The sequence below is a fragment of the Nocardia sp. NRRL WC-3656 genome (genome assembly GCF_000720265.1).
Classification (GTDB): domain Bacteria; phylum Actinomycetota; class Actinomycetes; order Mycobacteriales; family Mycobacteriaceae; genus Nocardia; species Nocardia nova.
This window is the reverse complement of record NZ_JOJF01000003.1, coordinates 82706-105621: the sequence shown is the minus strand read 5'-3', so window position 1 is coordinate 105621 and position 22916 is coordinate 82706. Positions and strand designations below refer to the sequence as shown.

Below are 22916 nucleotides of genomic sequence, written 5' to 3'. Positions count from 1 at the left end.
ACTCGGTCGGCGAGCGAATTTCGCCCAGTTACCACCTCCGGCCCCGTGGAATCATTCATCTAGGCGAACGGGGTTCCATCCCAGCTGCGGAGCGATCAACTCCACCGTGTCGTGCAGGATCTGCTCGTAGTCCGCGCGATGGAACTCGTAGGGCAGTTCGAGGCGTAGTTCGCTGGTTTGCGCGAGAACCGGATCGGCATGCAGCTGTTCGAGGATTTGCTCGGCGGTGCCGACGACATCCGGGGCGAACAACACCCGCCGCTCGCCCTGCGGGCCGAGCGTGCGTTCGTGCCGGCTCGCGGCGTAGGCGCGGTACCGCTCCCGGGTCGCGCGGTCGGCGCTGTCGAACGGGACGATCACCCGGCCGATCGCGACACGCGCCGGTCGCGCCGGATCGATCCGCTCACGATAATCGCTGAGCAGTCCCAGCTGCACGGTCGTGAAATCCTCACTGCGATCGCCGAATACGATATTTCCGCTCAGCAGATTCAGTCCGCTCTCCGCCGCCCAGCGCACCGACCGGGTGCTGCCGCCGCCGTACCAGACTCGGTCGGCCAGGCCGGGGCTGTGCGGCTGCAGCCGAGGGCGCTGGGTGTTACCCGGCGAGTGGATTACGGTGTCGGCATCGCCGAGGTAGTGGCCGCGCAGATTCTCGATGAGCCGGGCCACCCGGCCGTAGGACAGGTCGAAGCCGCGCCAGTCACCATCGAAGACCAGATCGCCGATCAGCTCGGCATGCGGCGGCGTCCCCGCGCTGAACCCCGGCTGCAAGCGGCCCTGGGACAACACATCGGCCAGCGACAGGTCCTCGGCCAGCCGGAACGGGCTCTCGTAGCCGATCGGAATCACCGCCGCGCCCAACTCGACCCGATTCGTGCGCTGGGCGGCCGCGGCCAGGAAGACCGCCGCCGAACCGACACCGTGCTCGAGATGCCGCTGCCGGACCCACGCGCCGTCGAACCCGAGCCGCTCGCCGTATTCGAACAGCTGCAGCGTGTCCTCGAGGCCGGTGTACGGATCGTCGTCGAGATAATTGCCCGGGGTCAGAAACGCCAGCGAACCGATCCGCGGAGAACTCATCCCTGACGCTCGTAGGGGATCTTCTCCCCCGCCTCGATCGCGATCGGCAGCCGGTTCTCCGCCGGCGGCAGCGGGCAGGTCGCCAGATCGGTGTACGCGCACGGCAGATTCACCGCGCGGTTGAAGTCCAGCACCACCGTTGCGTCGGCATCCGGCGCGGGCACCTGTACCACCCGATTCGCCACGTAGGTGGTCACTCCGGAGGTCGCGTCGGTGAACAACACCGACAGGTCGCCGGGGTTCTTGCCGGGAAAAGCGGTCAGGCGCAACGGCTTACCGTCGATCTCGAATTCGATCCGTCCCGGCGCGTCGTAGACGTGCTCGAGCCCTTCCACGGCGGCACCGACCGTCGTCGGACGCGGCTCCTCGAAGGCCACATAGCGTCCGCGCACCACCCATTTCGGCTCCGGCGCGAAGGCCGGGGTGCCGCGAAAAGCGGTGCGCAGCGGGTTGTTCGGATGTCGCGGCCGCACGATATCGTGGCCGCCCCGTTTGGCGACCTCGATCACCGCGTCACCCCACACCGCGTTCACGCCACCGCGCTCGGGAACGACGCCGAACCCGTAGCGGCCACGCACCGGCGCGTCGTCGACGACCAGCTCTTCCCCGTCGTCGAGCACGACCACCACGCCGTCGGTCCCGATCGACCAGGCGCCGGGCGCATCGTCGAAGCGCTGCGGGGTCTCGGTGAGCCAGTGCAGGCTCGTGATGGCGAGGAACCCGTGCCGATCGGACAGGTGCGCCTCCTGCCGCCGATGCCATTCCTGCCACTCGGTGGTGAAAGTGTCCGCGTCGGCGGGCGAGGGTGCCTGAGTTGCCATGTCTCGATGTAAGCGGATGTCGCGGCCCGGGCACAGACTTGCGCTCAGCCCGAACGCAATTCGACTCTCGGCCGGTGGCGAGCAGGGGGAGGAAGAACGGCCGGTCACCTAGGCAACCGGCACGACCCTGCCGTCGCGGCGGGCTTCCAGCTGGGCCGGCCGGTGCTTGCCGTCGGAGAACCAGTGATGCGAGCCGGGTTTGCGCGCCTCGGTCGCCAGGTGCTTGATTCCTGCCTCACACGCGAATTCCTTGAGTTTCTTGCCGGCGAATCCGCCGAAGTACAACCGCATGGCGGTCTCGTCCTTGTGACCGAGCTGGTAGATCCCGGCGTCCCGGCCGAAGCTGAGGCACATCGCGGGGAAGGCGAGGTCGACGGGTGCGGGCTGTTCCCCCGCGATGCGGTGCAGCACCGTATCGGCGGCGTGTGCTCCCAGGCAGTACGCCGTGTAGGCGCTCATGCGGAACGGCAGATCCGAGGGTGCCGACGAATCACCCGCCGCGACGATGCGTTCGTCGTCGACGCTGGTCAATGTCTCGTCGGTGAGCAGCCGTCCGGCGGCATCGACGCTCAATCCGCTGCGAGCGGCCAGGTCCGGTACGCCGAAGCCGGCAGCCCAGATAGTCACGGCACTGACCAGGGACCGGCCGTCGCCGAGTTTCACCACGTCCCGCCGGATCGCGGTGACTGTCGCGTCAGGCCCTTCGACGACCTTCACTCCGAGCTTTGCGAGGTACTTGTGGGCGGTGCGCCGCGCCTTCGGGTGCAGATACGGTCCGAGAACGCTGCCGCAGACCAAGGTGACCGTGCGTCCCTGCTCGGCCAGCTCGGCGGCGGTCTCGATCCCGGTCGGCCCGCCCCCGATCACCGTCACCGGGGCCGATGAGGGCGTATCGAAGAGCACCGATCGCAGCCGCTGCGCCGCCTCCAAAGTCGCTACGGGATAGGCGAATTCGGCCGCGCCCGGTACCGGCGGCGCGGGGGTTCCACTCCCCACGGCGTAGATCAGATAGTCGTACCGAATGCTGCCACCCTCGGCCGAGTGCACGGTGCGCTCGGTTGGGTCGATCCGCGTCACGCTGTCGACGACCAGCCGCACCTTCTCGGCGAGGACGTCCTGGTAATCGACGACCGCCTCGTGAGTCGCGCCCACCAACTGGTGCAACCGCAGCCTCGGGACGAAGACTCGGCGAGGGTTGATCACGGTCACCCGCACGTCGTCTCGCTGCGTCAGACGGTTGGCTGCCATCACACCGGCGTATCCGCCGCCGATCACCACGACTTCTTTGTTGTTCATCGTCTTTCCTCCGTGTGCTGAGGGGTTCGGGCATAAGACGCCGCATCCCTCACGGCTGTGACAACGAGTGACGTGGATCACAAAATATGGGCGGATGTCAGCGGTGCCGACGTGGATCGGCTCCGCTCGGCTTTCGCCGTACGGGCGCTGCGGAGGGTTTTTCGGCCCGGGGGACGTCGCTGGGCGCGCTGTTCGAGGTGCTCTGCTGTGCTGCGCCATCCGCGCGCGGTGCCACTTCGCAGGCGTTCGGCGCCGGGACACCCGACAACCGCTCACCCAGCCACTGCGTCGATCCGAGAAAGCCGTCGAAGTAGCCGAGGATGTGTTCCCCGCCCACGATGCTCTTCGTGGCCGGGACTCCCAGAGCACACTGTTCGGCATAGAACGCCTCGGCCTTCGCGACCGGCATCCAGGGATCGTGCACGCCGTTGTAGACATAGATCGGCATGCCGGCCTTCTTGCCTTTCAGACTCAACCGCCGGAACATCATGTCAGCGAATTCGGTGTGGAGCGGGTCGGCCATATTGGCCACGGCCGCAAAGGGCACGAAGACGCCGATGTCGGCCATGGTCGAACTGCACACGTCCTTGAGCGGGGAAATGGCCGCCCACTGCGCCAGATGATTCATGCGGCTGAGGATTTCGGGATGCTCTCGGGCCAGCGCGAGTGTCACGGTCATCATCAGTCCCGAGGCGTAGGTGCCGTCGAAGGTCTTCGCGAAGGATTCGTAGTCGACGGGAAGACCGCCCATCGCGGCACCGGCCAGGTTGGGGGCCAGTTCCGGGGCGTATTCGCGCGAGAGCATCGCGGCGGCGTAGCTGGCGATGGCACCGCCGGAATAGCCGGTCATCGCGAAACGGCTCTCGCCGAACTCGTCCGGCATCAGATGCCGTACCGCACGCACGGTGTCGAGCATGATGTGGCCGGCCACGGTCGGCTCGGCATACGCCATCAACGGTCCCTCGTGATCCGGGACCACCACCGCGTAGTTCCGGCTCGCGGCCCACATCGTCGGTGAGGGGACGAAATCGTTGCCGGTGCCGCCGGTCGTGATGTCGAATCCGTGGGAGAACACGTAGCCGGGAGTGCAGCGCCGGTTGAGCGCGTTGATCGGCGGGGCGTTCAGCAGCACCGGCCGGCTTCCCGGCCCGGTCCACCGGCCGAAGGGCAACAGCAGCGTCGCGGTCCCGAAGGACGGCGCGCCCGAGGAGTTCGTGGTCCGGAATTTCAGCTGTATCGCCCGCTGAACCGGCGTGAGCACCGTCAGGAAGACCATCGGCACCCCCGGCCAGCTGACGTCGCGCGATTCGATGACGTCACCCGGTGCGTACTGGGCGAGATTCGCCGGGGCCTGGTCGAAGAACGGATCCCCGGTCGGACTGGATTGAATCGCATTCCACAGCGCCTGCGGGTCCGACGCCCCGCCGGGATCGGAGGCAGCGGACCCGATCCCGGGCAGCACCGACGACGGCGCGGGAATGGTGTCGTCCAGCCATTTCTGGAACGCCGACGGCCCCGGATCCTTGTGTGTGACTGCGGGATTCGGCTCCGAGGACGCACCGTCCGGATCACCGGCCGACGGCGCAGGAGAAATGGACGCCGGCGGCGCAGCCGGACCCGAGGCGGGCGCCGCAGGCTGGTCAGTGGTCGACGGCGCCGCGGGACCGGATCCCGACGGCACACCACGATCCGCGGTCGACTCGCCCGGACCGGACGCAGACGGCTCGGCACCGTCGGGCGCCGACGCCGCGCCCGGACCGGACTCCGACGGCGCGACACCGTCGGAAGCCGACGGCACATCCGGACCGGACGCCGGAGGAACAGCCTGCTCGGAGTCGGACGACTCTCCGTGGTCGGATGCCGGCGGAGTTGTCGGGACGGCAGTGGTCGGGGCGGGGGGCGGCGACGACGGGTCGGCGGCCGCGGCAGCTTGCCCCAACGTCAGTGCACAACCCATCGCCAGTGTGACCGCAATGCCCCGTAGACATTTCACGACAACACACCCGTCCTGTCGGAGTGGTACTCGAACCGAAGGTCGTGCAGAAGTGGAGCAGTCCCGGCTATCCGGTACGCAAGGGCGCGCGTCGGCGGCGGCCGAGGCCGCACCGACCTTCGAAAGATACCCCCGGACCAGCGAGAATCGGCGGATCTGCGACGGCACACCATCTCGTGTCCTCGAGCGGTCGCCCAGGGCGGCAGGGACAGTCACAATGGGCGCCACCACCGATGGATCGGAGTCGGCCTGTGACAGGTACTGCCGCAGAGACGGATCGACTCTCACCCGACTTCGACCGCCTGTGGCGGGCCTCCACCGTCAGCCAGATGGGCAGCGCCTTGGGCGCGGGTGCGTTCCCACTGGTCGCCATCCTCGTCGTGCACGCCTCCGCGCTGCAGGTCTCGCTGATGGCGGCGCTGGCCGGATTCGCCGGTGCGGCAATCGCATTGCCGATGGGATCGTTCATCGAGTTCCGTCGCAAGCGACCCGTCATGATGTACGCCGACCTCGTCTCGTTCGCGGCCCTCGCCAGTGTTCCTCTGGCCGCGTGCCTCGGTGCGCTCAGCTACGGGCAACTCTGCGTCGTCCTCACGCTGCAAACCCTCTGCGGAATGGTGTTCAACGCCGCCAATGGGGCGTATGTCAAAGCCACCGTCGCCGAGCCGGACCGCGTGCGAGCCAACAGCCGGTTCGAAGCCACCTTCTGGACCGCATCCACCATCGGCGCGCCGATCGGCGGCGTTCTCGTCACGGTGTTCGGGGCAACGATCACCGTGGCGCTCGACGCGGTCAGCTATCTGCTGTCCGCGTCAGGGATCCGGAGGATCGCCACCATCGAACCGATACCCGCGCACACATCGGTTGGCCACCACTGGCGGCGGGACATCCACAGCGGATGGACTTATATCTTCGATCATCCCGTACTGCGCAGGCTGTTCTGGAACGGGATGCTCTTCGGCGGAGCAGTCACCCTCACCACGCCTTTGCTCGCTCTGCTCATGCTGCGCGAACTGCACTTCGCGCCGTGGCAGTACGGACTCGCCCTGGGACTGCCCTGCCTCGGTGGCCTCTTCGGATCACTGTGCAGCCCGAAACTTGTCGCGCGATTCGGTCGACGCGCAGTACTTCTCGGCTCCGGTACATTGCGAACCTGCTGGATGGGGCTACTGCTGATCGCAGGGCCCAGTGCTCGGGGCCTCCTCGTCATCCTGACCGCCGAAACTCTTCTGCTGCTCTGCGCCGGAGTGTTCAACCCGATCTTCGCCACCTACCGAATGAACTGCACCAACGACGATCACATGAGCCGCGTCCGCACCGCGTGGTCGATCAGTTCGAAGAGCGTCCAGCCCGTGTTCATCGCCCTGGGCGGGCTCCTGGCCGGCGCGACGAACACGCGAGTCGCGATCGGCTGCGCGACCGTAGCCGTGCTCGCCAGCTCGGCTTTGCTGCCCTGGCGAACCGACACAACCGCGCGACGCGACAATAACCGGGCTTCATCCGAATAACGTGCGGTGGAACAGTCCCGGCAGCAGCGGCCGACGACTGCGGTACTGGCGTCACCTGGCCGACTGACATTCGCGGGGGCGGCGTCGCTCTGTCGCCCATGCGGGCAGTGACTCGCGCGCCGACAGCCACTGCTCGGGTATTCCGCGTATCGAACCTCGGCAGCCGACGTCGGTCCACTGCCACGGAGGCGCCGGCGGTCGCCCGGCGTGAAGATCGGATACGGAGCGCCCGGGAACGAAGAACTGCGCACCCAGCGCATCACCAACGGATAAGCCCACAAGGCTGTCATATGCGGTATCGGAGTTCGGCATGCGCGAACAAGCGTGCCAACAAAAGACAGCTGCCGCAAGACGCGGCAGAGCCCACATCCCGGCGTGCCGCCGGATACCGAATGGAAGCCGGCACGCACGCCGGGAACCTCAGTTCATGTGCTGTGCTCGCGGCAGAGCCAACGTCAGCGCTCCCAAACCGAACGACACCACGGCCAAGGCCAGCATCATGGTGATCGCGCCGTCGAGGGTGTGGGAGCGGAAGAACAGGGTAGTCAGCACTGCCAAACCCAGTGCGTTGCCGATCTGTTCGATGGTCGGGACGACTCCCGATGTCTCGGACATGTGGTCGGCGTTCAGGCCGGACAGCATGATCGGCTGGATTTGGACCGCGAAGATCCCTACTCCGAAACCGGCTGCGCACACGGCGGGGGTGGCGATGAGAGGGTTGGCGATGCCGCTGGTCAGGTGGAGGTAGATCGCGCCGCCGGCCATGCAGCCTCCGTAGAGGGTGACGCCGCCGGCCAGGATCAGGATTCCCCACTGCCGGACCAGGAACAGGGAGGCGATCGCTCCCGCGCCCGCTCCCAGAGCGAACAGCGTCATGACGATCGCCGTGTGCCACGGCGTGTAGCCGAGCACGTCCTGCATGGTGATGGAGGCGGCGAAGACGAAGGCGGTGAACAAGCCGAAGAACACGCAGATCAGGATCGAGCCGATGCGAAAACCTCTGTCGGAGAAGAGTTCCAGCCGCATCAACGGGCCGGCTCCGCGGGACGAACGCCTGATCTGGTGGGCCACGAACAGGGCGCACACCACTACTCCGGCCAGGGCGAGGGCGATCGGCCGGGATTGCCAGCCGTGCTGTTGGACCAGGGCGAGGGCATAGACGAGCAGCAGGAGCCCGGCGCCCGACAATGCCGCGCCGCCGAGGTCGAGGCGCTCGGGTGACGCCGGTCGGCCGATCCGCAGATAGCGCCAGGCCAGGCCGAACGCGACCATGCCGATGGGAAGGTTGATCAGGAAGACCGTGCGCCAGCCCCAGCCGCCGATGTCGACGGTGAGTAGCGCGCCGCCGAGGATCGGGCCGAGCATGCCGGCGAAACCGGCCACCCCGCCGTACATGGCGAAGACCAGGGAATGGCGTTCGCGAGGGAAACTGGCGATGAGGATCGCGATGGTCTGCGCCGCCATGCCCGCGCCCGCGGCGCCCTGCACTACGCGGGCTACGACCAATTCGGTGGCGCCGGTGGACAATCCGCACCACACCGAGGCAGCGGTGAACGCCACCACCGAGGTGAGGAACATCGCACGGCGGCCGACCACGGCCCCGAGTCGGGCTGCACTGAGCAACGTACAGGCGAAGGCCAGCGAATAGCCCGAGATGACCAGCAACTCCGCCGAGCGGGAGGCCCCCAGATCGGAGGTCAACCGAGGCAGGGCGGTGTTCACGATCGTCACGTCGATCATTTGCATGAACACCGCGATCAGACAGCCGGCGAAGGCCAGCCACGCCGCCGATTCGGACGGTGACGAGCCGGGAAGCAGGACAACGCTTTCCGGCTCACCGACGGTATTGCCCCTCATCCGGCCAACTCGATCACGCTGCGGGGCGCGGACAACGCCAGTTCGGTCGGAAAACTCAAGCGCACCACACGATGTGGTGGCGCTACCTCGATATGCGCCACGAACGGTGGCAGTAGCCCGCCGATCATCTTGTCCAGCAACATGTTCACCTGCCCGAAGCTGGGCCGCAGGCGCACCTGGCGGCATTCGATCTCGCCCGCGCCGACCACCGAATCCGTGCGCTTGTCCACGCGTGCGACCAAAGGCCAGTGCACCGAGAAGGCCAGCCACGTATCGATCGACTGCACCGAGCCCTCGGTGAGGTCGAGGCCGCGCAGCAGGGTCAGGCCGCCGACGATCGGCATGATGTCGGTAGGAAACGGCGTGGGTGCGCCGCCTATCGGGAGGTGGACGGTGTCGACGAAATGCGCCTCCTCGCGAGAGACGACCGCGCCGCGAGAGCGGGTTTCGGCGCGGTAGTCCTCGGCGCGCAGAAATCCGTCGAGTCGGCCGAAGCGCTGGTCGACGGTCAATTCCAGCTCGCCGTCGCCGCTCGATGCCTCGAGCAGTGTCCGGTAACCGCCGTTCTCGTGGGTGACGACGCTGGTCAGCTCGAAACCCGCACTGCGCCCGCCGGTTTCGACGACGTACCGGCATTTCTCGCCGTCGGGTATGCCCGGGTCGCGAAAGAGGGTGGGCACCGTACCTCCTGAAACCACGAAACCTCCTGTAGTTCAGTTCGTTTCCGCGCCGCGGTCGATGATCGACGCGAAAACCGAGCGCATCGCCGCGATATAGCGCTGCACCGAGTCGTGGGCGACCGCGGTGTCGGGATAGATGACGCTCAGCGTGGTCCCGGACGGCAGCCGGTTGACCCAGATCAGCGCCTCTTCCGACGCGGCACGGTTGGCGTAGACGCCGGCGGTGACCTCGTCGAAGAATTCGTGGCCCAGGAAGTCGCGGGCGTCGATGAACGAGATCATCGGTGTGACCCAGCCGGGTTCGGCCTTGATCTCCGAGTCGGCGGGCAGCAGTTCGAGCACCCGGTGGAACGAGGTGGGCGCCAGTCGCAGCCCGTTCTCGTAGGCGCGCTGGGCCAATTTCAGCGTGCGGGTGACGGGGGTGCCGGGGCCGAGCGGAAAGGCCACCGGCACCAGCGTCACATACCAGCCGACCGAGTTACCTTCCGCCGCCGAGGTTCTCGTGCTCACCGGAGTCATCCCGAAGTAGTAGTCGGAATGGATGAGATCGCGTTCGGCCAGGGCCGCCGCCGCGAAGACCCCGCCCACGAATTCCGCGTCATTGGCCCGGCAGACCTCCTCGAACGCCAGCGCCTGCTGTTCGTCCAGCAGGGTCACCGTGCGATGCGCGCTGCGGTTGTAGCCGTCGGAGCGCTTGCCGAGGTCCAGCGGAAAGGACGGTAGCCGATTGTCGTTGCCGCGCAACAACTGTAACCACTTCTGCACACCGGGTGAGGACAGCGTCAGGGTCTCGCTGTAGGCCCGCTCGGTGACGCAGTAGTTCAGATAACTCGCCGCCGGGGGCAGCGGCTCCGCCTCGCCGCCGAGTTCGGCCAGATACAGCTGCGCGAAATCGGAGGCGGACAGATACTGGCCGAGACCGTCGGTGTGCAGGTGGTCGACGGCGAGGTAGACCGTGGTCGCGTCGCCGTGTTCGATGGCTCCGAAGGTGAAGCAATCCCATTGGAACGGATCGGGAGTCGTCTTCTCGACGTGCTGACGGATCGCGGCCGGATCGTCGATCCACCCGTAGTCGATCGGAATGAAGTCGACCACGTCCTCGGGCACCAGATGCCGCCGCACGGTGCCGTCGGCGTCGATGTCGAACCAGGTCCGGAAGGTGTCGTGCCGCAACAGGAAGGTGTTGATGATCCGCGTCATCGCCTCCCGGTCCAGGCCGCCGGTCGGGATCTGCGCGGTGGCCAGGCACAGTCCGGAGAAGCGGAAGTCGGCGGCGGCGTGCCGATTCGCCTGGCGCAGATACTGTTCCTGTTGCAGCGACGGCGGCGCCGGATGCACCGGGGCGGTCCGGGCCCGCGCCACCGCTTCCGGTGACGCGACCCAGGTGACCATCCGCCCCGGCGGCGGTGACCATTCGTCGATGAGTCCGAAGTCGACCACGACTACCTCATTTCCACCGGTGGGCTTCGAAACGGCGGCCCATCAGCCGACTACCGCCATCTCCGCGACCGCACCGGCCGGCGCGTCGGGGCCGTTCGACTCGGCCGCGGGCTGTGATCCGCCCGGGACGGTCCCGTCCACCGCCGCGGCCAGGGCAGCCGGTTCCGGTTGAGCCCCACCGGGTTCGTGCGCCAGGATCAGCTCGGCCACCTTCGGTCCGGCCTGCTCCAGGCTGAACGAGCGGCCCATCTGCAACGACATCAGGTCGATGCCGAGCGTCTTGGTCACGCGTGCGCCGAGTTCGACCGCCATCAGCGAATCCAGACCCAGCTCCGGCACCGGAATCGTCATATCGATGGTGTCGACGTCCACACCCATGACGACGGCCAGTTCGCCGGCCATCAGCCGGGCGATGTGCGGACCGCGCTTGGACTCCTCCATCGCGGCCAGCTCCTCACGCAACCGGGCCAGCTCGGAGGTGTCCTTCGCCGAGGCCCGCGCGAGTGCGGCGGTGCGACCGGTGCGAGCCAGCTGCGGGAAGGTACCGGTGAGCTTGGCCCAATCGGTCGGGATGACGGCCACGCGCGAGGCTCCCAGGCGCAGGCACTGTTCCAGATAGGCGGTAGCGTCGCCCATATCGATGGGGCCGAATCCGACCAGGTCCAGATATTTCTCGGAGGTCTCGTTCGCCGCCATGCCGCCGGCGCCGGACAGGTGACCCCAGCCGACGCACAACGCCCGCTCCCCCGCCTGCGACCAGCGCAGCGCCAGCGATTCGACCGCGACATTGGCCGCGCAGTAACTGTATTGGCCGTAGATGCCGTACATCGATCCGCCCGACGAGCACAGCACGAACATGTCGAGGTCGATGCCCGCGTCGGCGACCGCCCGGTGCACGATCTGCGCGCCCAGCACCTTCGGCAGATAGACCTGTTCGAGCTGGCCGATTTCCATCTTGGCGAGATTGTTGTCCGCGACCGCACCCGCGGCGTGGAACACCCCGCGTAGCGGATGGCCGGCGCTGTGGATGCGTGCGATCGCGTCGGCCACCGCCTCGGCGTCGGTCACATCGAGCAGCTCCTCGACGATCTCGATCCCGATCGCGCGCCACGCCTCGAGCTGACGGCGCGCCTCCTCGGTGGTCGCGCCGCGCCGCCCGGCCAGCACCAGCCGCCGCGCACCACGCAAGGTCAGCCAGCGGCCGATCGCCAGTCCGAACCCACCGAAACCACCGGTAATCAAATACGTTGCGCTGTCGCTGATCTCGACATCCGGCAGGGACGGGCGCACCGGCGGTTCCGGCGCGTCCATGCGCAGCGCGATCCGGGCCGGCCGTGACGAGCGCAGCGTCTCCTCGAACGCCTTGCTCACCTCGGCGGTGTCGAACATGTGGTACGGCAGGGGGCGGTAGGTGCCCTCGGTGACCTTCTCGAACACCCGTTGCAGCAGAGCCGCGAGCCGTTGCGGCTTCACCTTGACCAGGCGGTCGAGGTCCATCGAGAAGTACGACAGGTTCTTGTCGAAATTGGCCAGTTCCAGCAGACCACCGGTGTAGATGTCGGCCTTGCCGACCTCGACGATGCGGCCGAATTCCGCTGCGGCGTTGAAGTTCTGGCGCAGAATCTCACCGGGTGCGCTGCTGACGATCACATCGGCGCCCGCGCCGCCCGTGATCGCGGCGACCTCGTCGACGAAGTTCAGCGACCGCGAATTCACCGCGTAGTCCGCCCCCATCGCGAGCACGTGCGCGCGCCGCTCCGGGGTGCTGGCGGTGCCGATGATGGTGGCGCCGCGGGCCTTGGCGACCTGGATCGCGGCGGTGCCGACACCGCCGGCCGCGCCGTGCACCAGCACCGTCTCCCCCGGTTCCAGCCGGGCCAGATCCAGCAGAGCGTATTCGGCGGTGCCGAAGGCGATGATGCTGGTGCAGTGCCCCGGATCGGTGCCCTCGGGCAGGACGACCGCGAGCTGCCGGTCCACGACCGCGAAGCGGCGCATCATGCCCCTGGCGGCCACACCGACCAGATCCCCCTCCTCGAGGCCCTCGACGCCGGGCCCGACCCGCACCACGGTGCCGACCCCCTCCATACCGGGCACGGTGCCGAAATACGTTGGAGCGAGCTCACGTTCGCCGAGCAACCCGATGACCTTCAGCGGATCCTTGTAGTTCAATCCGATGACCTGCATCCGGATCTCGATTTCGCCCGGGCCCGGTTCCACGCGCGGGCATTCCCGCCAGGCGAGTGCCGACAGCAACCGGGTGCGCGGCATGTCGAGTTCGAAGTTGGCCTCCGGATCCGTCACCGGCGCCGAGGTGTCCAGGGCTTCCAGCCGTTCGGGCAGCGGTTTGGTGATCACCGTCGCCCAGCGTTTGCCGTCGCGCAACAGCACCTCGTCGCTGTTGTCGAGGGAGAAGGCGCCTGGCACCGCCAGTTCCGCCACGAGATCGGCGATCGGTGTGGCGGGTTCGGTGTCGACGAGCCGCCAGCGCAGTGCGGTCTGCTCGTTGAGCAGGACGCGCCGCGCGCCGGCCAGTGCGGCCTGCCCGGTGTCGGGCACGGCGGAACTGCCGGGCAGGGCGAACGCGGATTCGGTGACCAGGGTGCAGTGCACGAGACCATCGCCGAAAATCGTTTGCGGAGTGCCGTTCTCACTCGGCGGTTCGACGAATTCGGCGACAGCCACCGCGATGCGCTTGAGCGTCCACAATTGCGCCACGTCGTCGGCGACCGCACCGGCGACCACGCAGATGTGCAACCGCCGAGTCGGCTCGCCGCGGGCGGCGCGCAACTGCTCGACGAGCTCGGACTCCAGTTCCGGCCCGGTCGAATCCACCACGTGCAGGCGGGAATCCGGAAGCGCGGCCACCAACCGGTCGGCCCGTGCGGTCTCACCGAGGCGGACCACCACGGTACTCACCGAACCGGCCTCGGCCAGTGCGGCCGGGTCGATCGGATCGCGTTCCTCGAAGGTCTCGGTGTAGTAGAAGTCGGCCATCCGGTGCAGCGGATCGTCGCCGGGCCGCAGCGCGCCGATCTGCAGGCCGGACAGCCGGACCACCAATTTGTGGTCGGCGTCGAGCAGATCCACATCGGCACGCAGCCGCGCGTTCGGATCGCGCCGGGCCACCACGGTCACCGTCTCGGGCAGCGCCGCCAGCAAGCGCACCGCACCCACGCCGACCGGAACCATCACGCCCTCGTCGATGCGCTCGTCGGCGAACAGCATGGCCGCGCACTGCATGGCGGCGTCCACGACCGCCGGATGCGCCAGATGGCCGGAATCCGCGGCGATCGAGCCGTCGACGGTCGCCACCACCACATCGCGGCCGACCCGCACCGATGTGACCCGCCGGAACGACGGCCCGTATTGCAGTCCGGCCGCGGCCAGGCCCGTGTAGAACATCGCCGGGTCGACGTCGATGCCGACCTCGATCTCCGGAACATCGACCGTGGTCTGCTCGTGGCTGCCGGTGAGGGTGCGCCCGGAGGCGTGCACCGTCCACGCGGTACCGGTGGCACTACGCGAGCGGATCAGGAACCGGCCGCTGGCCTCCTCGATACTCAGCGCCACCAGCGGTACGTCCGGGGCACCCATGATCAGCGGTGCGACGAACCGAACTCCCTCCAGCGCAACCTGTTCCGAGCCGATCCGCGACGTGGTGGCGCTCAGCGCCGCGTCCAGATACGCGGCCCCGGGCATGATCTTGATGCCGTTGACCACGTGATCCGACAGCCACGGCAGCAATTCGGTGCCGACCTGCAGCAGCCATTCCGGCCGGCCTTCGACATCGGGATCGCCGAGCATCGCGTAGGAGCCGGGGGTGCCGAGGCGGGCCTGTTCGAAAAGCGGCAGCGCCGAGTGCAGGCGGGTCCGCTGCCACGGATAACGAGGCAGCGGCAGATGCGGAGTGGCCGGGCGATCGGGCGGGAACAGCAGATCGCGGTCGAGGACACCGGCGGCGTGCAGGCCGATCAGCGTGCGGCGCAGGCTGTCGGAATCCGCTTGTTCGCGGTCCAGCGTCGGCACCGTGGTCCCCTGCACATCGGCGCCGAGCAGGGCTTCGCGAATATTGCCCGACAGCACCGGATGCGGGCCGACCTCGAGGAAGATCCGATGACCCGCGCCGATCAGGGCGCCGACGGCATCGAAGAACCGGACCGGCTGCCGCACGTTCGACCACCAGTAGGACGCGTCCCAGTCGGCCTCGGAGACCCGCATACCCGTCACCGTCGAATACAGCGGCACGGTCGGCGTCCGGGGCTCCAGATCGGCGAGTACCGACCGCAATTCGGCCTCGATCGGCTCCATCAGGCGGCTGTGATACGGCACCTCCACCCGCAGGCGGCGGGCGAAAACGCCGTCCTCGGTGAGCTTTTCGGCCAGCAGGTCCAGCCGGTCGGCGTCGCCGGAGAGGGTGACGGCGCTGGGACTGTTCACCGCCGCGATATCGATGCCCGGATCGTCGCCGATCAGTTCGAGGGCCTTGTCCTTCGGCAATCCCACCGCGAGCATGCCGCCGGTGCCGGCGGTGGTCGCCTGCAGCCGGGCGCGATGGTAGGCCACCCGCACGGCGTCGCGCAGCGACAGCATGCCGCTCACATAGGCCGCCGACACCTCGCCGACGCTGTGTCCCACGATGGCGGCCGGGGTGATGCCGTACTGCTCCAGCTCGCGCACGAGGCCGACCTGGACGAGGAAGTTGGCCGGCTGCGCGACGTCGGTTCGGGTGACGCGGGATTCGTCCTCCGGCTTGCGCAATTCGTCGATGATCGACCAGCCCGCCAGGGCGCGGAACTCGGCATCGATCTCGGCCGCGGTATCGGCGAACACACCACCGGCCGCGAGCAGTTCCCGTCCCATCCGCCAGTGCTGCGGGCCCATGCCGGAGAAGACGAAGACCGGTTCGGCCGCGCGCGACACGATGGTGCGGGACGCGTCGCGTCCCTCCCCCGCCGCGTAGCTGCGCAGCTCCCGCACCAGGTCCTCGGTGGAGTCACCGACCAGTACGCCGGTGCGGAACGCGTGGTGCGCCATCCGCGTCCACGCCGCCTCGGCGAGGTGATCGGGGACGGCTCCCGCGGTGATCAGGTCGGCGAATCGTCCGGCCAGCGCGCGAGCCGCGGCGGTGCTGCGGGCCGAGATGGGCAGAATGCCGAAGTGGCGGTGCACGGCGGGCGCCGGGGCGGTACCGACGTATTCCTGCAGGATCGCGTGCGCGTTGGTTCCGCCGTAGCCGAAACCGTTGACCGCCACCGACATCGGGCCGGCGTCGACGGGCAGCGGCTGCGCCTCGGTCTGCACGTGCAGGCCCAGTTCCTCGAAGGGGATATCCGGGTTCTGCTTGTCCAGCCAGCCCTGCGGGGGCAGCGTGCGATGTGTGATGGCCAGCGCCGCCTTGATCACACTGGCGATTCCGGCGGCGGCCTCGGTGTGGCCGATCGTCGCCTTGACCGACCCGACGCCGACCGACTCGGCGCGTCCGGCGGGGGCGCCGAAAACCTTTCCGAGCGCGCGCAATTCGACCGGGTCGCCGACGAGGGTTCCGGTGCCGTGCGCCTCGAGGTAGGTGATCGACTGCGGCGCCAGACCCGAGCGTTCACAGACGGTGCGGGCCAGCGCCTCCTGGGAATCGACATTCGGCACCGTGATGGCGGTGGTGCGCCCGTCCTGATTCGAGCCGGTGGCCTTGACCACGGCGTAGATGCGGTCGCCGTCGCGCACGGCGTCGTCGACCTTCTTCAGCACCACCATGCCGGCGCCCTCGCCGCGGCCGTATCCGTCGGCGGAGGCGTCGAAGGATTTGCAGCGGCCGTCGGCGGCGAGGAAGCCGCCCTTGCACATCAGCACGAAGGTTTCCGGCTGCAGCATCACGTTCACGCCGCCGGCCAGGGCCACCCGGCAGTCGTCGTTGTCCAGGGCCTGGCAGGCCAGATGAAAGGCCACCAGCGACGACGAACAGGCGGTGTCGACGGTGAGCGCGGGCCCGACCAGATTGAGCGCGTAGGCGATTCGATTCGACAGCATCGTGTAGGACGCGCTCGCCGGAGTGTGCATATCGGTGTGGAACAGGGCCGGCCCGACCACGCCGATCACGGACTGGTCGACCACGAATCCGCCGACGTACACCCCGACCGAGGAACCGGCCGCGCGGCCGGCCATCCCGGCGTCGTCGAGCGCCTCCCAGGTGACCTCGAGCATCAGGCGTTGCTGCGGGTCCAGCACCGTCGCCTCACGCGGGGAGATCCCGAAGAAGTCGGGATCGAACTGCCACGGGTCGACGGTCATGAAGGCGCCGCGCTTGGTGTAGCTGCGGCCCGGGGTGCGGGGTTCGGGGTCGTAGTACCTGCGGTAGTCCCATCGATCCGCCGGCATCTCGACCACGCCGTCGCGCTTGTCGACCACGAAGTCCCAGAATGTCTCGGGCGAGTCGATTCCGCCCGCGAATCGACAGCCGATACCCACAATTGCAATATCCGACACGAATATCCTCCGGTCTCGCGTTCAGAGGCCACCGGCTGATCTCGGCGACTCACTCGTCTCTCTGCGGTCCTGGGCATTGACCGATGGCGCCCACGCTATTGACCGTGATCGAGGAAGGAAGAGATTCATTGCAGTTTTGGACCCTCCAACCAACGGCGCGCGGCGAATTTGTGATCCCGCCCAGCGGCTGCGCCGAAATGTTCGGTGCCGGCTACCGGCCACTGAACCCACAGTGCCGCACCAATATTCGGTACAATCGCCGACGGCCGGCCCGGCCCCACAGAGGGCTTGCTCACCGCTCACAAGAGCGACGGACCGCGATTATGATCCGTCGGTAAATCGCTGTACATAGGCCGAATTCGCGCGTAACCCGTCCTATCTTTCCTCGAACGCTCATTTTCTCGAGGGAGCTGTCGGCCGTCCCCACGTCGATACGGCGGTTAATTTCCGGAAATTCCGCCGAAACTCCAGGTCCGGTCTCTCGGCGAGCGTCGCGAAACGACAGCCGAACCGATCCGCGCAAACAGTTGGGAGCCGGCACTTGTCCGCCGAATCGAATCACTGGGCCGATGTCGTGCTGCGCCGGCGGTTCACGGTGATCGGTGTGCTGGTGACGGGCCTGCTCGCCCTCGGCTGGTACGGGCTCGGCCTCGGCGCGCATCTCAGCTCCAGCGGCTGGGACGATCCGTCCTCGGAATCGGTGCGGGCCGCGCACGTCCACGAGCAGATCTTCGGGCGCGACCACAGCGCCGACGTGGTGCTGCTGTATCACGCACCGCCCGGCACGACGATCGACGATCCGGCCTTCGCCGCGCCGATCGTGGCGAGCCTGAACAGTCTGCCCGATCGCTACCCGCGGCAGATCGACCGCGTGAACGGCGCGTACTGGCCCACCAGAACGGGTGTGGCGCTCCCGGATGTGTTCGGCTCCGCGGACCGTGAGAACGCCTTCGCCTCGATCGCCATCCACGGCGACAACCCCACCGAGCAGATGCGCAACTTCCGAGCCGTCGCGCACGCCTTCGATGTTCCGGGAGTGAATATGGAGGTCGCCGGCGGGCAAGCGGTCGCCGGCGCCCTGAACGACACCATGGCCCACGATCAGCAGCGCATGGAACTGTTCGCGATCCCCGCGGTGGCGGTGCTGCTGTTCTTCCTCTTCGGCGGTGTGGTGGCGGCGGCGCTGCCGTTGATCGTCGGCGGGCTCACCGTCCTCGGCGCCTGGGGGCTCATCCGATTGCTGACCACCGTCACCGAGGTGAATTCCTTCGTCTCGCCGGTGGTTTCGATGGTCGGGCTGGGCCTGGCCATCGACTACGGATTGTTCGTGCTGAGCCGGTTCCGCGACGAACTCGCCGACGGCCGCGAGGTCGACGACGCGGTGCGGCGTGCCGTGGCGACCGCGGGCCACACCGTGATGTTCTCCGCGACCATCGTGGCCGTGGCCGCCGCCGGAATTCTGGTGTTCCCGCAGGGATTTCTGCGCTCGTTCGCCTACGGCGCCATCATCACCATCTCGCTGGCCGCGTTCACCTCGGTCACGCTGCTGCCCGCGATGCTGGCGGTGCTCGGCCACCGGGTGGACCGCTTCGGCGTCTCCTGGTTTCGCCGGACCACGCCACCGGGCCGGGTTCCGGACAATCTCTGGGGGCGGATCGCCGACCGTGTGATGAAAAGGCCGCTGCTCGTAACGGTTTCGGTGGTCATCGGATTGCTGGTGCTGATCGCGCCGATCCGGGATCTGGCCTTCGGCGCGATCAACGAACGGTTCCTGCCACCGGACCATCCGACGCGGCTGGCCCAGCAGCACTTCGACGAGATCTTCCCGCTGCGCCGCATCAACCCGATCGACCTGGTGCTGATCACCTACGATCCCGCCGCCGCGGACACCGTGCTGGCCGAGGCCGGCCACGCCCCGGGCCTCGCGGCGCCGTTCCCCGCCTGGCTGCAACGGCCCGCGCAGTCCAGCGTTCTCACCACGCAAACGGTGCTCGCGCCCACCGCCGACAAGGACGCGGCGATCGATTACCTGCGTTCGATGCCGCTGCCGAAGGGCGCCACCCTGTTCGTCGGTGGGCAACCCGCCATCGAGAAGGACAGTATCGACGCCCTTGTGCACCGGATACCGCTGGTGGTCGTCCTCGTATTCCTCGCCACCACCGCCCTCATGGCATGGAGTTTCCGGTCGCTGGTGCTGCCGTTGAAGGCCGCCGCGCTGAATCTGCTCGGGCTCGGCGCCACGGTCGGCATCCTCACCTGGATCTTCATCGACGGGCACGGCGCCGGGCCGCTCGGCTTCACCCCGCAACCGATCATGGCGCTGGTCCTGGTGGTGATCGTGTCGGTGATCTACGGGTTGTCCACCGACTACGAGATATTCCTGCTCTCCCGCATGGTCGAGGCGCGAGCCGCGGGCGCGTCCACCCGCGAGGCGATCCGCGCCGGCGTCGCCCACACCGGGCGCATCATCACCGCCGCCGCCCTGATCCTGCTGGTCGTCACCGGCGCCTTCGCGCTGTCGGATCTGGTGATGATGCAGTACATCGCCTTCGGCATGGTGGCCGCGCTGGTCATCGACGCGACGATCCTGCGCGTGCTGCTGGTTCCGGCGACGATGCGCCTGCTCGGCGACGCCTGCTGGTGGGCACCGCGCTGGTTGCGCCGCGAACGAGAGCGGACGGCCGCAGAGCGCGAAACCGATGTCAGGACAGACGCTTTCGCGGACACCGACGGCGTGCCTTCGCTGCCCGCGCCGGTGGCGAGCAACCGGTGACCGTTGTGGCCACTTCGTTTCCGGCGCCCTGGTAGTGGCCATTTGCCGGCTCCGGCGAGGATGTCCGCCGCCGCATCGAGGGTCTCCTCGGTACAGTGGCGTCTGGTCTCGAATGGCTCGTCGCGCAGGCTTATACCGGAAGAAGGAGATGCCGTGCCCGAACCCGCAGCCGTCCTCTTCGACATCGACGGCACGCTCGTCGACTCCAATTATCTGCATGCCGTGACCTGGCATCGAGCCTTCCGCGAGGTCGACGCGGACGTTCCGATCTGGCGGATCCACCGCAGTATCGGCATGGACGGCGACGAACTGCTGCGCACGCTCGCCCCCGACCTCGACAGCGAGACCGCCGATGCCGCGAGCGATCTGCACAGCCGCTACTACCTCGACCGCGCCGACGAGCTGACCCTGCTGCCCGGCGCCCGCGAGATCCTGCGGCATCTGCACGACGCGGGTTTGCGGGTCGTCCTCGCCACCTCCGCACCGCCCGACGAATTGGCCCGATTGCGCGACCTGCTCGATGCCGAGTCGTGGTTGTACGCGGTGACCGGCGCCGAAGATGTGGAGACGGCCAAACCCGACCCGACCATCGTCCAGGTGGCGCTGGACCGGGCCGGGGTCACGCCGCAGCGAGCGGTGTTCGTCGGCGATACGGTCTGGGATATGCGCGCCTGCACGAAGCTGGGCGTGGCGGCCATCGGCGTCCTGAGCGGCGGAATATCCCGCGGCGAATTGACTGCCGACGGTGCGGCCTACGTCTGCGACGATGTCGCCCATCTGCGCCGTGACCTGGATCGCAGCCCGCTCGCGTCACTTCTCTGATCGTTTCCGGCGCCAGTTCGTTACTGCCTCGAGAATCATGTCACCGTCGGGTGACACGATGCGCGCTGTCGCAACACTATGGACAAGTAGGCTTCGAATTCCGCACGGCGCGGCCTGGACCAGGCGACCGTGCCCGGAGCAGTGGCAGTGGCAGTGGCACAGCGGAGGATCACCGATCGATGACAGAAGAGTTCGACAGCGAGAGCTTGGCTGCCACCGAGTGTTTTCTGAACCGGAACTACACGACCATGGAGATCGGCAATGCCACGGAGGTGCCGGTTCGCAGCCGGATCGCGCGCGACATGCTGGGCCAGGTGAGTCTCGACCGGCTCGAACTCGGATTCGATATGAGCTACGACGCCGATCCGCTGAACAAGATCTGCCTGATCGGGGTCGAAGCCGGATGGGTCGAGGAGGAATACGTCGACGCGGGCAACGATACGTTCGGGCCCGGCGAGATCGGAATTCTGACCCCGCCGGACCTGCCGTACTCCGGTGTCGTCCACCGGGCCGACTTCACCATCACGATGTTCGATCCGTCCCTGCTCGGCAGAGTCGCCTCGGCGAATCGGCCCCGAACCCCGGAGGTGGCCCTCACTAGCCATCGCACCGTCACTCCGGAGGCCGGCCATCGGCTCACCGCGGTCATCTCGCACATGCAACAGCTCGCCGCCTCCTACGACGGTGACGTGCCGCCACTGGTGGCGGCCACGGCGTCGCAATATCTGGCGGCGACCGTGCTGCACGCGTTTCCGAATACGGCCGGGCTCGAGGCGACCCCGGTCGATCGCCGAGACGCGCATCCGGTCACTGTGCGCCGCGCGATCGCTTACATGGAATCCCACATCCACGAGGACATCGCGGTGACCGACATCGCCGCGGCGGCCTATGTGACCGTGCGGGCGCTGCAGATCGCATTCCGCCGGCACCTGGACACGACGCCGACCGCGTATCTGAAGCGGATGCGGCTACGCGGTGCCCATGAAGACCTGGTCGCGGGCAGTGCGGACGACGGCGACAGCGTGGCCGGCATCGCCGCCACATGGGGTTTCGGCCACCCCGGTCGTTTCGCCGCGCTCTACCGCCGCCACTACGGCCGCTCACCCGCCGCCACACTCGCCGGCTGAGCGCTGGACCGGGGCATATGTCGGTACAGGGCGTCCTCAGGACGGAAAACGAACGATTCAGTCCACTGTGCGTCCGAACGCGGGCAGCGGGCACCCCGCGTGAGCATAATGATGCTTGTGCATAGAACCGACCCCCGTGCCGACCACACGACACCCGTGACCAGCGCGTCCGGCCGGATGCCGAAGGTCGGGTCGTTCCGGTTCTGGTTCGCCACCCGTCGCTGGGAATGGTCGGAGGAGGTGTACCGGATGCACGGGTACACCCCCGGCGGAGTCGTCCCCACCACGGAACTGCTGCTCGCACACAAACATCCGGACGACCGCGAGGAGGTCGCCAAGACCATTGCCCGCGCGATCGAATTGGGCGAATCGTTCTCCAGCCGGCATCGGTTCGTCGATACCGCGGGCACCGTGCACAACGTGATGGTCGTCGCCGACCGGATCTTCGACGACGCCGGACAGGTCGCCGCTACCGCCGGTTTCTACATCGACCTCACCGACACCCTCGCCGAGAACGAACGCGAAACCCTGTCCGCGACGCTGCCCGACGTGATCGAGAACCGCGCGGTGATCGAACAGGCCAAGGGCGTGCTGATGCGCATGTACCGCATCAACGCCGAGCAGGCCTTCAAGGTCCTGGCATGGCGCTCGCAGGAAACCAACATCAAACTGCGTGACCTCGCCGCCCAGATCATCGCGGAACTTCCCCTCGTCGCGCCGCCGGCACCGGAGACCATCACCGCCTTCGACCACCTGCTGCTCACCGTGCACACCCGCATCCCCGGCGCGAAGGTCGGCGGCTAGCGGCGAGTTTGCCGACGCACCGCCCGGGTATTACGCAGCGACCGCTTCGCAGACCCGGAGGTGCTCGATGTCCGAACGATTCGACGACCAGAGCCGGCCCGCGAATCCGGAGCGCGAGGACGTCTCGCTCAGCGACTCGCCCGTGACCAACCGCAAGAGCCCGCTCCTGCTGGTGGTCACCATGGTCATCGTGCTGGTCGTCATCGTGGTGCTGTTCGTGGTGTTGGGCTGA

At 67.8% G+C, this 22916-nt stretch carries 14 protein-coding genes; 6 read left to right on the top strand and 8 right to left on the bottom strand.

Annotated features, from left to right (window positions below; translation table 11 throughout):
* Window positions 1–51: 51 nt before the first annotated feature.
* From IG65_RS0105575 to IG65_RS0105560, 4 genes are all read right to left on the bottom strand, one after another.
* Window positions 52–1080, bottom strand: a complete 1029-nt coding sequence (locus IG65_RS0105575; protein WP_030513742.1) for an LLM class flavin-dependent oxidoreductase — start codon at window positions 1078–1080, stop codon at window positions 52–54.
* The gene (locus tag IG65_RS0105570; protein WP_030513741.1) at window positions 1077–1901 is read right to left on the bottom strand and encodes a DUF1684 domain-containing protein; all 825 of its coding nucleotides are present in this window, start codon (window positions 1899–1901) and stop codon (window positions 1077–1079) included. The genes IG65_RS0105575 and IG65_RS0105570 overlap by 4 nt, the downstream gene beginning before the upstream one ends.
* A 108-nt stretch (window positions 1902–2009) precedes the next feature.
* A complete protein-coding gene (locus IG65_RS0105565; protein ID WP_030513740.1) occupies window positions 2010–3197 on the bottom strand; it encodes an NAD(P)/FAD-dependent oxidoreductase in 1188 nt (395 codons plus the stop codon).
* Window positions 3198–3294: 97 nt separating this feature from the next.
* A complete protein-coding gene (locus IG65_RS0105560) occupies window positions 3295–4878 on the bottom strand; it encodes a lipase family protein (protein ID WP_231509065.1) in 1584 nt (527 codons plus the stop codon).
* A gap of 545 nt (window positions 4879–5423) precedes the next feature.
* On the opposite strand from IG65_RS0105560, the gene IG65_RS0105555 reads away from it, so the two are divergent.
* Window positions 5424–6698 (top strand): MFS transporter, encoded by a 1275-nt coding sequence (locus IG65_RS0105555; RefSeq protein WP_030513738.1) that lies wholly within the window; start codon window positions 5424–5426, stop codon window positions 6696–6698.
* Between the two features lie 420 nt (window positions 6699–7118).
* Here the strand turns inward: IG65_RS0105555 and IG65_RS0105550 are convergent, their stop codons facing one another.
* The 4 genes from IG65_RS0105550 to IG65_RS0105535 are packed head-to-tail and all read right to left on the bottom strand — an operon-like array spanning window position 7119 to window position 17158.
* The gene (locus IG65_RS0105550; RefSeq protein WP_081879285.1) at window positions 7119–8555 is read right to left on the bottom strand and encodes an MFS transporter; all 1437 of its coding nucleotides are present in this window, start codon (window positions 8553–8555) and stop codon (window positions 7119–7121) included.
* The gene (locus IG65_RS0105545; protein WP_030513736.1) at window positions 8552–9235 is read right to left on the bottom strand and encodes a hypothetical protein; all 684 of its coding nucleotides are present in this window, start codon (window positions 9233–9235) and stop codon (window positions 8552–8554) included. The genes IG65_RS0105550 and IG65_RS0105545 overlap by 4 nt, the downstream gene beginning before the upstream one ends.
* Window positions 9236–9268: 33 nt before the next feature.
* Entirely contained in the window at window positions 9269–10675 is a 1407-nt protein-coding gene (locus tag IG65_RS0105540) for a condensation domain-containing protein (protein ID WP_030513735.1), read from the bottom strand.
* A gap of 42 nt (window positions 10676–10717) precedes the next feature.
* A complete protein-coding gene (locus IG65_RS0105535) occupies window positions 10718–17158 on the bottom strand; it encodes a type I polyketide synthase (protein WP_030513734.1) in 6441 nt (2146 codons plus the stop codon).
* 541 nt (window positions 17159–17699) lie between these two features.
* Between IG65_RS0105535 and IG65_RS0105530 the strand changes: the two genes are divergently transcribed.
* The 5 genes from IG65_RS0105530 (at window position 17700) to IG65_RS37615 (ending at window position 22916) form a co-directional block, all read left to right on the top strand.
* Complete coding sequence (locus IG65_RS0105530) at window positions 17700–19931, top strand: MMPL family transporter (RefSeq protein ID WP_081879284.1); 2232 nt, start codon at window positions 17700–17702, stop codon at window positions 19929–19931.
* A gap of 153 nt (window positions 19932–20084) precedes the next feature.
* Window positions 20085–20753: an HAD family hydrolase gene (locus IG65_RS0105525; RefSeq protein WP_030513732.1), complete on the top strand. Its 669-nt coding sequence runs from the start codon at window positions 20085–20087 to the stop codon at window positions 20751–20753.
* 179 nt (window positions 20754–20932) lie between these two features.
* Window positions 20933–21880 carry an AraC family transcriptional regulator gene (locus tag IG65_RS0105520; RefSeq protein ID WP_030513731.1) on the top strand — a complete coding sequence of 316 codons (948 nt, stop codon included), beginning with the start codon at window positions 20933–20935 and terminating at the stop codon, window positions 21878–21880.
* 108 nt (window positions 21881–21988) lie between these two features.
* A complete protein-coding gene (locus IG65_RS0105515; RefSeq protein ID WP_051755416.1) occupies window positions 21989–22684 on the top strand; it encodes a PAS and ANTAR domain-containing protein in 696 nt (231 codons plus the stop codon).
* A gap of 67 nt (window positions 22685–22751) precedes the next feature.
* A complete protein-coding gene (locus IG65_RS37615) occupies window positions 22752–22916 on the top strand; it encodes a hypothetical protein (RefSeq protein ID WP_156055498.1) in 165 nt (54 codons plus the stop codon).